General features: G+C 68.6%; 12 protein-coding genes and 1 pseudogene. 6 read left to right on the forward strand and 7 right to left on the reverse strand.

What is annotated here, in order from left to right:
* Positions 1-2: 2 nt before the first annotated feature.
* From ACZ9CK_RS12585 to ACZ9CK_RS12595, 3 genes are read left to right on the forward strand one after another with little or no spacing between them, the layout of a single operon-like run.
* Positions 3-377, forward strand: coding sequence for a DUF1048 domain-containing protein (locus ACZ9CK_RS12585; protein ID WP_476050104.1), 375 nt, complete (start codon positions 3-5; stop codon positions 375-377).
* On the forward strand, positions 370-1,170 hold the full coding sequence (locus ACZ9CK_RS12590) for an ABC transporter ATP-binding protein (protein ID WP_476050105.1): 801 nt from the start codon (positions 370-372) through the stop codon (positions 1,168-1,170). Before ACZ9CK_RS12585 ends, ACZ9CK_RS12590 begins: the two co-directional genes overlap by 8 nt.
* A complete protein-coding gene (locus ACZ9CK_RS12595; protein WP_476050106.1) occupies positions 1,167-1,931 on the forward strand; it encodes an ABC transporter permease in 765 nt (254 codons plus the stop codon). Before ACZ9CK_RS12590 ends, ACZ9CK_RS12595 begins: the two co-directional genes overlap by 4 nt.
* A 2-nt stretch (positions 1,932-1,933) precedes the next feature.
* On the opposite strand, the gene tsaD is transcribed toward ACZ9CK_RS12595, so the two are convergent.
* The 6 genes and pseudogenes from tsaD to ACZ9CK_RS12625 all read right to left on the reverse strand — a co-directional run bounded on the left by tsaD (position 1,934) and on the right by ACZ9CK_RS12625 (position 7,193).
* The gene (gene tsaD, locus ACZ9CK_RS12600; protein WP_476050107.1) at positions 1,934-3,046 is read right to left on the reverse strand and encodes a tRNA (adenosine(37)-N6)-threonylcarbamoyltransferase complex transferase subunit TsaD; all 1,113 of its coding nucleotides are present in this window, start codon (positions 3,044-3,046) and stop codon (positions 1,934-1,936) included.
* On the reverse strand, positions 3,043-3,540 hold the full coding sequence (rimI, locus tag ACZ9CK_RS12605; protein WP_476050903.1) for a ribosomal protein S18-alanine N-acetyltransferase: 498 nt from the start codon (positions 3,538-3,540) through the stop codon (positions 3,043-3,045). The genes tsaD and rimI overlap by 4 nt, the downstream gene beginning before the upstream one ends.
* 32 nt (positions 3,541-3,572) lie before the next feature.
* Positions 3,573-4,246 (reverse strand): annotated as a pseudogene (tsaB, locus tag ACZ9CK_RS12610) (tRNA (adenosine(37)-N6)-threonylcarbamoyltransferase complex dimerization subunit type 1 TsaB).
* Positions 4,246-4,857, reverse strand: coding sequence for a tRNA (adenosine(37)-N6)-threonylcarbamoyltransferase complex ATPase subunit type 1 TsaE (gene tsaE, locus ACZ9CK_RS12615; RefSeq protein ID WP_476050904.1), 612 nt, complete (start codon positions 4,855-4,857; stop codon positions 4,246-4,248). Before tsaE ends, tsaB begins: the two are co-directional and overlap by 1 nt.
* Before the next feature lie 2 nt (positions 4,858-4,859).
* Entirely contained in the window at positions 4,860-6,062 is a 1,203-nt protein-coding gene (gene alr, locus ACZ9CK_RS12620; protein ID WP_426298968.1) for an alanine racemase, read from the reverse strand.
* A gap of 9 nt (positions 6,063-6,071) precedes the next feature.
* On the reverse strand, positions 6,072-7,193 hold the full coding sequence (locus tag ACZ9CK_RS12625; protein WP_426298970.1) for a PfkB family carbohydrate kinase: 1,122 nt from the start codon (positions 7,191-7,193) through the stop codon (positions 6,072-6,074).
* Positions 7,194-7,296: 103 nt separating this feature from the next.
* On the opposite strand from ACZ9CK_RS12625, the gene mshA reads away from it, so the two are divergent.
* From mshA to ACZ9CK_RS12640, 3 genes are all read left to right on the forward strand, one after another.
* The gene (mshA, locus tag ACZ9CK_RS12630; RefSeq protein ID WP_476050108.1) at positions 7,297-8,541 is read left to right on the forward strand and encodes a D-inositol-3-phosphate glycosyltransferase; all 1,245 of its coding nucleotides are present in this window, start codon (positions 7,297-7,299) and stop codon (positions 8,539-8,541) included.
* Positions 8,542-8,703: 162 nt separating this feature from the next.
* Positions 8,704-10,386 (forward strand): formate--tetrahydrofolate ligase, encoded by a 1,683-nt coding sequence (locus ACZ9CK_RS12635; protein WP_476050109.1) that lies wholly within the window; start codon positions 8,704-8,706, stop codon positions 10,384-10,386.
* Positions 10,387-10,635: 249 nt separating this feature from the next.
* Positions 10,636-12,033 carry an HNH endonuclease signature motif containing protein gene (locus ACZ9CK_RS12640; RefSeq protein WP_476050110.1) on the forward strand — a complete coding sequence of 466 codons (1,398 nt, stop codon included), beginning with the start codon at positions 10,636-10,638 and terminating at the stop codon, positions 12,031-12,033.
* 188 nt (positions 12,034-12,221) lie between these two features.
* Here ACZ9CK_RS12640 and ACZ9CK_RS12645 read toward each other — a convergent pair whose 3' ends face one another.
* Entirely contained in the window at positions 12,222-13,712 is a 1,491-nt protein-coding gene (locus ACZ9CK_RS12645) for a chlorohydrolase family protein (RefSeq protein ID WP_476050111.1), read from the reverse strand.
* Positions 13,713-13,896 lie beyond the last annotated feature (184 nt).

The following is a 13,896-nucleotide window of genomic DNA, read 5'->3' on the forward strand; positions in this document are numbered from 1 at the left end:
CCATGGCCGCCAAATGGATCGAAGCACTCACCGGCCCGCTCGAGCAGAAGAAGCAGTACAAGCAAGCCAAGGCGCGCCTGGATGCGCTGCCGGAGCCCTACCTCACCGCCGCGAACGCCTTCAACCGGTACCTCATGTACTACGGCGGCGTCACCGACGGCGACACCATCGTGCAGATGTTCGCCGACTTCGCCGACCTCTGGGAGCGCGCCGCCGTCGACGGCACTCCCGTGGGTGAGATCGTCGGCGAGGATCCCGTCGAATTCGCCGAGGCCTTCGCCCAGGCGTACGGCGGCAAGCGCTGGATCGACAAGGAGCGCGCCCGCCTCATCGACGCTGTCAAGGACGCGAAAGGAAAGGAGGCCGGCCATGACTGAGACCGCCATCCGGGTCCGTGGCCTGGAGAAGTCCTACAAGGAGCTGCACGTGCTGCGCGGCGTCGACTTCGAGGTGGCCGCCGGCAGCATCTTCGCCCTGCTCGGTTCGAACGGGGCGGGAAAGACCACGCTGGTGCGCATTCTCTCGACGCTGCTGAAGGCCGACGCGGGAACCGCGACCGTGCACGGCTTCGACATCGAAGCGGATCCCGGCGAGGTGCGCGGCTCGATCAGCCTCACCGGGCAGTTCGCCGCGGTCGACGAAGTGCTGAGCGGCCGGGAGAACCTCATGCTGGTTGCCAAGCTCCGGCATCTGGAGGACCCGGGTGCCATCGCCGACCGGCTGCTCGAACGCTTCGCGCTTACCGAGGCCGGCGGGCGAAAGGCGGCCGGGTACTCGGGAGGGATGCGGCGCCGGCTCGACATCGCGATGAGCCTGATCGGCAACCCGCCGGTCATCTTCCTGGACGAGCCCACCACCGGGCTCGATCCCCAGGCGCGCATCGAGGTGTGGCAGACCGTCAAGGAGCTCGCCAAGAACGGCACGACGGTGCTTCTCACCACGCAGTACCTCGACGAAGCCGAGCATCTCGCCGACCGCATCGCGATCCTGCACAAAGGAACGATCATCCAGAACGGCACGCTCGACGAGCTGAAGCGGCTGCTGCCGCCGGCCGAAGTTGAGTACGTCGAGAAGCAGCCCTCCCTCGAAGACGTCTTCCTGGCGCTCGTCGGGGCCGATGAAGGAGCCGGAACGGCTGAAGAACGGGAAGAGAAAGAGGCATCACGATGAGCACCCACGTCCTCAGCGACACCGGCGTCCTGACCGGCCGCTCGCTGCGCCACATCCTCCGCAGCCCCGATACGATCATCACCACCGCGGTCACCCCGATAGCGCTGATGCTGCTGTTTGTGTACGTGCTGGGCGGCGCCATCAACGCCCGTTCCGATGGCTCGTATATCAACTACATGCTCCCCGGCATCCTGCTGATCACGATTGCCTCAGGCATCGCCTACACGGCCTACCGGCTGTTCCTCGACATGCAGGGCGGCATCTTCGAGCGCTTCCAGTCCATGCCGATCGCCCGCTCGAGCGTGCTCTGGGCGCACGTGCTCACCTCGCTGGTCGCGAACCTTACCTCGGTGGCGGTGGTCATCGGCGTCGCGCTCATCATGGGGTTCCGCAGCGGGGCATCCGTGGGCGCCTGGCTTGCCGTCACAGGCATCCTGGTCCTGTTCACGCTCGCCCTGACCTGGCTGGCCGTGATCGCCGGGCTCTCCGCGAAAACCGTCGACGGCGCGAGCGCGTTCAGCTACCCGCTGATCTTCCTGCCGTTCATCAGCTCGGCGTTCGTGCCGACCGGTACGATGCCGGGCCCGGTGGCCTGGTTCGCCGAAAACCAGCCGGTGACCTCGATAGTGAACTCCATCCGGGCGCTGTTCGCGCAGCAGCCGGTGGGCAACGAGCTCTGGATTGCACTGGCCTGGTGCCTGGGCATCCTGCTCCTTGCCTACGCCTTCGCGATGTCCGCCTACCGGCGCAAAATCAGCTGACCCTACACCGAAACCGTGGTCACGGGCAGCGAGGAATCCGGAGCAAAGGCAACCCCGCTCGGGGCGATGCCGGCCATCACCAGCTGGGCACCGAGGGCGGCCACCATGGCGCCGTTGTCCGTGCACAGCTGCAGCGGCGGGACGTGGAGCGTGATGCCGGCCGAGCGGCAACGCTGCCCGGTCAGTTCCCGCAGCCGCGAGTTCGCCGCCACTCCCCCGCCCAGCAGCAGTTCGGTGATGCCGTTCTCGCGGCAGGCCAGCACCGCCTTCGAGGTGATGATGTCCACCACCGCTTCCTGGAAGGCCGCGGCGATGTCCGCCACCGGGACCTCCTCGCCGCGGGCCTCGAACTGCTCCACGCAGCGCGCGACGGCGGTCTTGAGTCCGCTGAACGACCAGTCGTAGCGGTGCGGGCCGGGTTCCTCCGCGGTCCCCATGTACTTGGGCTGGCTGAGACCGCGCGGGAAGCGGATCGCCTTGGGGTTTCCGGTCCTGGCCATCTTGTCGATGGCCGGGCCGCCCGGGTAGCCGAGCCCCAGGAGCCGCGCGACTTTGTCGTAGGCTTCCCCGGCGGCGTCGTCGATCGTGGAACCCAGCAGCTCGACGTCGTCGGTGATGCTGCGGATCCGTAGGATCTCGGTGTGTCCGCCGGAAACCAGCAGGGCACCAAGATTCTCCGGGAGGCGGTTTTCGGGCATGCGGTTTTCGGACATATCCAGCAGCCCGACGCCCACATGGGCCACCAGGTGGTTGATCGCGTACAGCGGCTTGCCGCTGGCGAGGGCGAGCGCCTTGGCGGCGCAGACACCCACCATGAGGGCACCGGCCAGGCCGGGGCCGGAGGTCACGGCGATCGCGTCAATGTCCTCAAGGGTGACGCCGGCGGTGTGCATCGATTCCTGCAGGGTGGGCACGAAGGCGTCCAGGTGGGCGCGGGAGGCGATTTCCGGGATCACCCCGCCGAAGCGCACGTGCTCGTCCATGGAGGAGGACACCGTGTTGCTCAGCAGGGTGGTGCCGCGGACGATGCCGACGCCGGTTTCATCGCAGGAGGATTCGATGCCGAGGACAAGCGGACCGGCCTCAAGTGGTTCGCTGGCGGGTGCGGGGTTCACGCGGTGGGTCCTTCTGTGGTGGGTCCTTCTGTAGCTGGTGCTTCAAGCAACGGCAGCCTCATGATGAGGGCGTCCGTGCCGTCGCGGTAGTAGCGGGCCCGGATGTGGATCTGCTCGAAACCGAAGCGCAGGTAGAGCTGCTGGGCGCGGGGGTTATCGGCCCGGACCTCCAGCAGGACGTCGTCGGCGCCGCGGCGGCGCGCCTCGGCGATCAGTTCGGCCAGCACGGCTGAGCCGATGCCGCGGCCTTCGAACTCGGGGACCACGGCGATGGTCTGGATGTCCGCGATGGGCTGGACGCACATCAACCCGGCGTAGGCAACAATCCCGCCCTCGGCCTCCGCCACAACGTAGCGGCGGGTCTCCGGCTGGGAGAGCTCGTCGATGAACATCTGCAGCGGCCAGGCGTCCACCGGGAACAGGCGCCGTTCCAGCTGTTCGACGGCGGCCAGGTCGCCTTCGGCCATGTCCCGCAGCACCACGCCGTCCGGCATGGCCGCGGTGTTCAGGAACTCCTCCGGGACGGTCACAGCGCACGCTTCCTGGGGCCGGGCACCTGGGCGTCGGATTCGCGCAGGTAGAGCGGGGTGGAGTCCGGCAGCTCCCGGCCGGCGGACAGCAGGGCGAGGGCGAACTGGCCGAGGGACGCCGCGCTGGGCTGGGTGTCCTTGAAGTCCTCATCGGCCTTGACTACGTCGGCGTAGATTCCGGCACCGGCTCCGTATACGGGAAGCTCCGGCAGGGCGGAGGCGAAACCGACGTGGGGGCCGTCAACGAGTTCCGGGAGCTGGCCGTCGCGCAGGGTGTACCGGGCCCAGTAGACCTCCTTGCGGCGGGCGTCGGTGGCCACGAGGAATTCTGCGGGAGCGCGCCGGTGGACTCGGCCACTTCGAGGGCGATCGCGTCCAGGCTCATGAGTCCACGGAGAGGTTTGTTCCAGGCGAAGGCCAGGGTGCGGGCTGTGGCGATGCCGGAGCGCAGCCCGGTGAAGGGTCCCGGACCGACGCCGGTGACGATCAGGTCGATGTCCGCGCCGCTGACGCCGGCACCGGCGAGCAGCTGCTCGATGCCCGGTGCCAGGACCTCCGCGTGGCTACGGGTGTCCTCGGTGGCGAAGGAATCCACCACGCCTTCCATGGCGTCGTCCGAGATGAGGGCGGCGCTTGCCACGGCCGAGGTGTCGATGGCCAGGATCAGCATCAGTTGTTCTCCTCCGGAACGGCGGGGGCGAGGACATCGGGCATGGTGGCCCAGCGGGGGCCGAAGCCGCGGAACACGATGGTGCGGGGTTCGTCATCGTCGTCGGTGTCGAAGTCCAGGACGGCGTCCGCCGCGGGTTCCGCAGCCTGCCCGCCGACAGCCGCCCCGCCGACAGCCCGGTGGAGTTCGACGTCGAGGCGGCTCTCGGCCAGGTGCTCGACGCGGCCGCGGCCCCACTCCACCACCGTCACGGACGAGTCCATGGTGTTTTCAAGGTCGATGTCGTCGATTTCGGCTGCCGATTCCAGGCGGTAGGCGTCCACGTGCACCAGGTCCGGGCCGCCGGGGCGCGGGCCGCCGGGCAGGTTCGGGTGGATCCGCACCAGCACGAAGGTGGGCGAGATGACACCCGCCCGCACTCCCAGGCCTTCGGCGAGGCCCTGGGTGAAGGTGGTCTTGCCGGCGCCGAGTTCCCCGGTGAGCACCAGCAGGTCCCCGGCCTCCAGCACCCGGCCCAGGGCGGCGCCGAGTGCGTGCGTGCCGTCCGCCGTCGGGATGGCGAGCGAGCGTTCCCAGAGCGCATCGCTTTCCTGGCCGAGCGGGTTTTCAATGCTCACAATGCTGCCTCTTCGAGCGGCGCGAGTTCGTTGACATAGCTGCGCGGAACGCGCGGGCTGATGCGGGTGACGATCTCATAGTTGATGGTGCCGGCCGCCGCGGCCCAGTCGTCCGCCGTCGGGCCGCCGTCGGCGCCGTCACCGAACATGACCACTTCCGAGCCGGGCAGCGCTGCGGCCTGCTCCGGGTCCAGGTCGCCGAAGTCGACCACCATCTGGTCCATGGCGATCTGTCCCACCACCGGGTAGCTGGTGCCTTTGATCCGGACCGGCCCCCCGGTGGCCACCCGGGGAACGCCGTCGGCATAGCCCAGCGGAATGAGTCCCAGGGAGCTTTCGCCTTCCGTGCGGTATTTCAGGCCGTAGGACACCCCCTGGCCTTTCGGGACGCGTTTGCAGTTGGAAAGCAGGGTGCGCACGGTCATGGCCGGGCGCAAGCCGAGCTCGGAAGAAGGCTGGCCATCGAACGGCGAAAGCCCGTACAGCCCCAGGCCCACCCGGACGAGGTCGAAATGCGAGTCCGGCCGGGACAGCGTGGCCGGGGTGTTGGCGATGTGCCGCACCTCGGGGTCCACGCCGGAATCCTCGGCCATCGCGAGCGCCTCGCGGAACACGGCAAGCTGTTCGTCCGTTTCCGGGCGGTGCGGTTCGTCGGCCACCGCGAGGTGCGAGAAGATGCCAACTACCCGCAGCAGGCCCTCGTCCTGGTGCTCCATGGCCTTGCCGAGCAGCTTGTCCCAGTCGTCGATGGTGCAGCCGTTGCGGCCCAGGCCGGTATCAATCTTCAGGTGGATGCGGGCGGGACGCTCCTGTTCCCGGGCGGCGGCCACCACGGCGTCCAGTTCCCAGCCGGAGATCCCGATGTCGACGCCGGCGGCCACTGCCGCGGCGAAGTTGCTTTCGCTGGTGTGCAGCCAGGCGAGCAGCGGCGCGTCGATGCCGGCAGCACGGAGCCCGAGGGCCTCGGAGATGTGGGCGACGCCAAGCCAGCGGGCGCCGGCGTCGAGGGCCGCGCGGGCCACCTGGACCGCGCCATGGCCGTAGGCATCGGCCTTCACCACGGCCATCACCTTGGCAGGGGAGGCGATGGCCACGAACTGCCGGACGTTATGCCTGATGGCCTCAAGATCGATGACGGCCGAGCGTTCCAAGACGGAGGGGGTTGGAGAATCAGTGCCTCCGGAAACTTCGTAGCTCACCCAACGATTCTAATGCTGGGCCGGGAGCGCGCTTGACGGCGGGCGCAGCTCGGAGCGGCGGAGCGCCCCGTCAGGGACCCTGCTGACAATGTCCTCGAGGAAGGAGAAGCGCCGGAGCCACTGGCTGGACTGGCGTTCGGGCCGGGCGTTGGCCCGGTGCCACCAGTCGGCGATGTCCCCCCAGCCCGGAGCCGAGAAAGAGCCGCCCAGTTCCTGCACGGACAGTGAGGCGCAGAGATTGGCGAAGCGCAGCCGGTCCCCCAGCGGCCAGCCGGCCAGGCAGCCGACGATGAAGGCGGCGCCGAAGCAGTCCCCCGCCCCGGTGGGATCGTGGGCTGTCACCGGCAGGGCCGGCACCCATTCCTCCTCCCCGCTTTCGGAATCCACCGCCATGGCGCCCTGCGCGCCCAGGGTCACCACCGCCACGGGGACCCGCTCGGCCAGGATGTACAGCGCGGACCACGGGTTGTCCGTTCCGGTGAACGCCATGGCCTCGCGTTGGTTGGGCATGAAGGCGTGGAAATACCCCAGCTGTTCCAGGCGCCTGCCCGACCAGGCGCCGCTCGGGTCCCAGCCGGCGTCGCCGAAGATCTTCACACCCGCCCGGTGCGCGGCCAGCACCCAGGGCTCGGCTTCCTCGGCGAGGTCGGCGACGGCGGCGAGCGCCCTGGGCGGGGTGCCGATCAGTTCCGAGCCATTCAACGGTGCGGGCAGGCCGTGGGTGACCATCGAACGGTCCTGCTCGACGCACAGGGACACGGTGACCGGGGACGGCCAGCCCTCGAAGCGCCGGGAGAGCGAAAGGTCCACCTCTTCCTGGCTTTCGAGGATCCGCCAGTTCAGCTCCCCGTAGCCGTCGTCGCCAAAGGCCGCCGCGAGGCTTGTACGCAGCCCGAGCCGGGCCGCGGCGATGGCCTGGTTGGCGATCCCGCCCGGGCAGCTCCCCATCCCCTGGCTCCACACTTCGGTTCCTGGCTCGGGGCGCTGCCCCAGCCCGGTGAAAATGATGTCCTGGAAAACGGTGCCGCTTAGCAGCAGGTCGCAGCCGCCGTCGTCCGCTGCTCCGGCAGGCCGCACGGCGGCGAGGGGATCAAAACGCTCCCGGCCGTTATGTTCCCGGCGTGCCTCCATGCACGGCAGACTACGCCGCCGCGGGTGGCAGGAGTAGTGTTTTCTTCGGCAGGGGTGCGGTTTCGCCGCCTGCGGCAGAGTGTGTCGGTGCAGGAGGTGTGGCGTGTCCCTGATCCGCCGTGTGGCCTTCCTCTCCCTCCATACCTCCCCCATGGAACAACCCGGAAGCGGCGACGCCGGCGGGATGAACGTCTACATCCGCAACCTGGCTGCGGCGCTCGCGGACGAGGGTGTGGAAGTGGAGATTTTCACCCGGTCCACCGTGGACGGGCAGCCCGCCATCGAGCACCCGGCGCCCGGAGTATGCGTGCACAACGTGATTGCGGGCCCTGCCCGGAAACTGCCCAAGGAACACCTCCCCGAGCTGCTGCACGCCATGGTCGTCCAGATCGAAAAGATCCGCCAGCGCCAGCCGCACGGGCGTTACGACCTCGTCCATTCGCACTATTGGGTCTCGGGCGTGGCTGGGCTGGAACTCTCCCGCATGTGGGGCGTTCCGCTGGTGCACACCATGCACACCATGGCGAAGGTCAAGAACCTGGTCCTGGCCTCCGGCGAGCGCCCGGAGCCCCGCCGCCGGGAGGAGGGCGAGCAGCGGATCGTCGACGGCGCCGCCCGGCTGGTTGCCAACACCGCGGCCGAAGCCGAGGAACTGGTGTCCCACTACCACGCCGACTTCGACCGGATCGACGTGGCCCCGCCGGGTGTGGACCTGTCCGTGTTTACCCCGGCGTTCCGGGGCCGTTCCCGGCGCGAATTGGGGGTACGGCCGGGAAGTTTCCACCTGCTGTTCGCCGGCCGCATCCAACGCCTAAAGGGACCGCAAGTCTTCCTTGCCGCCGTCGCGCTGCTGCGGGCACGGCGCCCGGACATCGATCTCGAACTGACCATCCTGGGTGCCCTGAGCGGGGCGAAGGACTTCAACCTCCGATCCATCATCAGCGAGGCTGGACTGGACGACGTCGTCACGCACCGGCCGCCGGTGGACGCGCCGGAGCTGGCGGGCTGGTTCCGTTCGGCGGACGTGGTGGTGATGCCTTCCTACAGTGAGTCCTTCGGGCTGGTGGCACTGGAGGCGCAGGCGTGCGGCACCCCGGTGGTGGCGACGCAGGTGGGCGGGCTGAGCCGTGCTGTGCAGCACGGGCGAACGGGCCTGTTGGTCGACGGGCATGATCCGGCGGACTGGGCCGACGCCCTCGAAGCCCTGTACGACGACCCGCAGACCCGGCAGGACATGGGCCGGGCCGCCACGGTCCACGCCGAGGACTTCGGCTGGCAGCGGACGGCGCTGCGCAGCCTGGACAGTTACCAGGCCGCGGTGGGCGGGCTCCTGCTGCCGCAGGCCTGAGCGGGCGCGTGCGGCCGCAGGCCTCAGCGGGCGCGGCGACAGGCGTGAGCGGTCGCGTGCCCCTGGGCCGTCCGGCCCGTAGCTGCTGGTAGATTCCAGGCATGCCCGGATGCCGGGCAGACCTGGAAGCCGGGCACCGTCCGGCGGACTGGAAGGACAATGATGTCTGGAACCATGAGCGATCTCGAGATCGCCCTCAACGCGACGCTCCGGCCGATCGGGGAGATCGCCGCGGAAGCCGGAATCCCGCCCGAAGCCCTGGAACTCTACGGCCGCTTCAAGGCCAAGATCGATCCCGCCAAGCTCAGGCCGCAGCCGGGCAAGGCCCCGGGAAAGGTAGTCCTGGTTTCGGCGATGTCCCCCACGCCGGCAGGCGAAGGAAAGTCCACTACCACCGTGGGCCTGGCCGATTCGCTGGCCCGGGCCGGCCACAAGGTGATGATTGCGCTGCGGGAACCGTCGCTTGGCCCGGTGCTCGGCATGAAGGGCGGCGCCACCGGCGGCGGCTACTCGCAGGTGCTGCCGATGGACGAGATCAACCTGCATTTCACCGGCGACTTCCATGCCATCACCGCGGCGAACAACGCCCTCATGGCTCTCGTGGACAACCACATTTTCCAGGGCAACGAACTGGGCATCGATCCCCGGCGCATGACCTTCAAGCGGGTCATGGACATGAACGACCGCTCCCTGCGCGAGGTGGTGATCGGGCTCGGCGGCCCTGTGCAGGGCGTGCCGCGACAGGACGGCTTCGACATCACCGTTGCCTCGGAAATCATGGCGGTGTTCTGCCTGGCCCGGGATCTGGCTGACCTGCGCGAACGCCTGGGCCGGATCACCTTCGGCTACCGCTTCGACCGCACGCCCGTCACCGTGGCCGACCTCGGCGTCCAGGGCGCCCTGGCGCTTCTGCTGAAGGACGCCATCAAGCCGAACCTGGTGCAGACCATCGCGGGAACGCCTGCGCTGGTGCACGGCGGGCCATTCGCGAACATCGCCCACGGCTGCAATTCGCTCATAGCTACCAGCACGGCCCGGGAGCTCGCCGACATCGTGGTCACGGAGGCCGGTTTCGGCGCGGACCTCGGCGCCGAGAAGTTCATGGACATCAAGGCCCGGATCGGCGATGTGGCGCCGGCCGCCGTCGTGGTGGTGGCAACCATCCGGGCACTGAAGATGCATGGCGGCGTCCCCAAGGACCGGCTCACGGAGGCCAACCCCGAAGCCCTGGCCGCCGGCGTCGAGAACCTGCGCCGGCACCTGCACAATGTGGAGAAGTTCGGGATCACGCCCGTGGTGGCCATCAACCGCTTCGGCAGCGACACCGCCAGTGAACTTGACTGGCTCCTAGCCTGGTGCGCCCGCGAAGGCGTCCAGGCCGCCGTCGCCGACGTGTGGGGCCGCGGCGGAGGGGGCGACGGCGGTGATGAGCTCGCGGCGAAGGTCGCCGCGGCGATCGCGGCGCCGTCGTCCTTCCGGTACCTGTACTCGTTGGAACTGTCCGTGGAGGACAAGATCCGGACAATTGCGCAAGAGATCTACGGTGCGGACGGCGTCGAGTTCTCCGTCCCGGCGCAGAAGCGCCTGGCGGACATCCGGAAGAACGGCTGGGCCGGCCTTCCCGTGTGCATGGCCAAGACCCAGTACTCCTTCACGGACGACGCCAGCGTGCTCGGCGCACCCAAGGGATTCACCATCCACGTCCGGGACCTCATCCCGAAAACGGGAGCCGGCTTCATCGTGGCCCTCACCGGCGCGGTCATGACGATGCCCGGCCTGCCGAAGGAACCGGCCGCGATGCGGATGGACGTGGACGCGGACGGGAATGCGGTCGGGTTGTTCTGACGCGGCTCTTCTAGGCTGCTGCTGCGGCGGCGGTGTTGGCGAGGGGCTGGACCAGTGGAGCGGACGGGGCCCGAACCGGGCAGAACGGGCGGGGCCCGAACCGGGCAGAACGGGCACCCGCTAATAATGTCGTAGCTCGGTGATGTGATGGATTCATGGAGATCACCACTGGCTTGAGCGGGAGGACCCCGCAACCTGACGCGGCGTCCGATCCCTTGTTGCTGTTGGATGGTCTCCACGCTTCAGTCCTTGGAGTCAGCGATCGCCGCTTTGCAGGCGTTGCGGGAGTACACGCTCGCCATGGCGTCCCGGCTGGCGGAGGTGATGAACGACGACGGCGGCGGCGCGCTTAGCGGGGCACCGGTCGGCTTCACCCGGGCGGGGTGGGATTCGCGCTCGGCGGAGCTGGCCCAGCGTGCGGTGGCGGCCGAGATCGCGACGGCCACCCGTGCGAACGACCGTACCGTGCAGCGGCAGATGGGCCAGGCGGTGGAGCTGCTGGACCGCTTCCCGGCCACTTTCGGCGCCCTCGCCCACGGCAGGATCAGCCTGGCACATGCCCGGGTGATCCAGGACGCCGGGACGGGGCTGGATCACCCTGCTGCCCTCGCCGGGTATGAGGCGGCCGTGGTGCCCTGCGCCGAACAGCAGGCGCCCGGGCGGGTGCGGAGATTGGCTGTCCGCGAGGCCGAGATGGCCCAGCCAGAACCCCTTGCTGCCCGGCATGAACGGGCTGTTGCGGAACGCCATGTCCGGGTGGCGTCCTTGCCGGACGGCATGGCCGAACTCGCCACCGTGCTGCCGGCGGCGGTGGCGTACGGCATCCACGACCGCCTGACCCAAATGGCCCAAGGACATGCCGAAGCCACGGCAAAGCAGGCCTCCGACGGCCCCGCCTCGCCGGGCCGAAACCCTCACCACGGCCGGAACACCGACCAGCTTCGTGCCGACCTCCTCGCGGAGCTGCTGCTGTGCGGCGCCCCCACGAGACATGACACCCCGGACGGCCTCCTGACCGCGATCACCGCCCGGGTGGACGTCACCGTCCCCGTCCTGACCCTGATCGATGGCGAGACGGTCCGGACCGCAGGCAACGCAGCCGCAGGCAAGACCGCTCCGGGCCACGCCGCAGCGAGCAGCAGCACCCGCGTCCCGGCCGAACTGAACGGGCAACACCCGATCGACCCCGCCACCGCACGGATCCTCGCCGGACAGGCCACCGCGTGGAACAGGGTCCTGACCGACCCCGTCAACGGCGCTGTCCTGGCCGTGGACAGGTACCGGCCCGGGGAGGACCTCAAACGGCTCCTCACCGCCCGGGACAGCAGGTGCCGCTTCCCCGGCTGCGGAATCAAAGCCCGCGAACTGGACCTGGACCACACCCACGACGCCGCACTCGGCGGGGCCACGGAAACCGGCAACCTCGCCGGGCTCTGCAGGCGCCACCACATGCTCAAACACCACACCCGCTGGAAGATCCGGCAAACCGGGGCCGCGGTCCTGGAATGGACCAGCCCGAGCGGCCGGAAATACCCAGACCACCCACCCACGCCTGCAAGCTACACGGCAGGCACCGCGAACCCCTCTGTGCCGAGTTCGGGATCTGTGCCGAGTTCAGGCAAGGCGCCTGATCCGCCGCCGTTCTGAGCAGCTGCCGGAGGCAGCTCCGAAGACGGCAGCTCAAGGAGGCAAGGTCACCGCATGCTGGCAAGCTCAGCGCATGCTGACAAGCTCACTTCAAGGAGGTCGATGCGGGCAGGCGAGTCCGATAACCATCGGCCGGGCCTGCCTCGAACCTGTCCACCGCCGTCGGGCTTTCTGGACCTCTCAGCGGTTCAAACCCACGCGGCCCCGGTACGAACTTCCGCCCCCGCTGCGTAGACCGGGGGAAAGAGCTCGGAGGCATCCCGACGGCGGTAGTCCCGTTCGCCGTAGGCCTGCACCATCTGCTCGAAGAGCCGTTGGCCCTCCGCCCGCAGTCCCGCCAAGTCAATGCCCGGGATTGCGCCATCGACCACCACTGGGCGGCCTGCCACGTAGGTGTCGGTGACATTGCGTGCCGAGCCATTCAGGATGAGGGTGCGCAGCGGGTCCTCGACGGCGCCGTCCCGGAAGTCGCCCAGCGACGCCACCATGATGTCCCCCTGCGCACCTGGGCACAGCCGCCCGAGGTCCTCGCGGCCCAGGGCCCTGGCGCCGCCGAGGGTGGCGGCGTCAAAGAAGTCTGACACCTTGCCGGCGTCGCGCCGGCCCTCGGCGATGCGCGCGAGGTGGGTTCCGACGTCGATGCCCTTGATCAGGTCCGGCGGGAACGAGTCCGTGCCCAGGCACATGTTGACGCCGGCCGCGGCAAAGGCGTCGAAGGACCTGAGCATCCCCGAGTAGTGGAACGAGGTCAGCGGGCAGTGGATGATGCTGACATCGTGGCGGGCCAGCAGCTCCAGCGGGCCGCCCTCCGCGCTTGAGGCGGGATCGGTGCCGTCGATGACGACGCCGTGCGGAATGAGGAGCCGGGTTTCCAGTAGGCCGGTGTCCACCAACTGCTCCAGGACCGTGCGTCCCGTGAGCTTGAGCAGGAATCCGTCCTCGGTGGGCTGCTGGAGGCAATGCAGGCGGACCAGGGCGTTGCGTTGGACGGCCAGTTCGGCGGTCTTGCGCATCAGTTCATCCGTCAGGGTCTCGATGCGGCAAGGCAGGAGCACCCCGGTGACCAGCGGGTGCGCCAGCTCTTCGGCGTAGTCAAGGAAGCGTACGGCGTCGGCGAAGCCCTTGCGCCCTTCCTCCTCGTCGAACAGGATCACCCGTTCGCCGTGGCTGTCGGTGACGTTGATGCCCGAACGGTACGCCGGCCCAAGGAAACCGCGTAGGCCGAGTTCGATGCTGGTCTGCGCCATGCCCTGGAGTTCTTCGAAGGTCTCGGCCCAGGAGCTGTGGATCTCCGAAGCGATCGGCATGTAGCTGGTCACCCCGTGCAGGGCCAGCTGGGCCAGGGCGAATTTGCGCACGTTCTGCCGCTGCTCACGGGTGAAGACGTCGCGCCGGCGGTTGTGGAAATAGTCCTCGGACCACTGCATGCCCGGGCCAGTCTCGTCGCTGGGCCAGGAGTCGAAGATCATGTGGTCGATGTCGGTAAGGGCATCCAGGTCGATCAGGCCGGGAGCGATCAGGCTCTGCCCGAAGTCCCGGTACTCGTCGACGGGTCCCTCGTAGCCGGTGCCGACGTAGATGACTTCGCTGTCCTTCATCACCACGTGCCCGTCCAGGAACATCACGTGCCGTGTCCCGTCATAACCCAGCACGTAGCGGGCAGAAAGTCGGGTAATCATGAATCCTCCAAATCGAAAACAGTCTTCGGTATTCCAGGTCGGAATCTTGCATCAGCCGGCGCCCTGCGCAAGCACACGCAAGCCCCGCTTCTTTAGGGGCTTACCGGCTAACTTTGTGAGATGCCTTGCATTGCTTCGTGATCCACCTTACCATTTTTGGTATACCAAATGGCGTGACCGCCGA

This window comes from Arthrobacter sp. TE26545 (genome assembly GCF_056279005.1).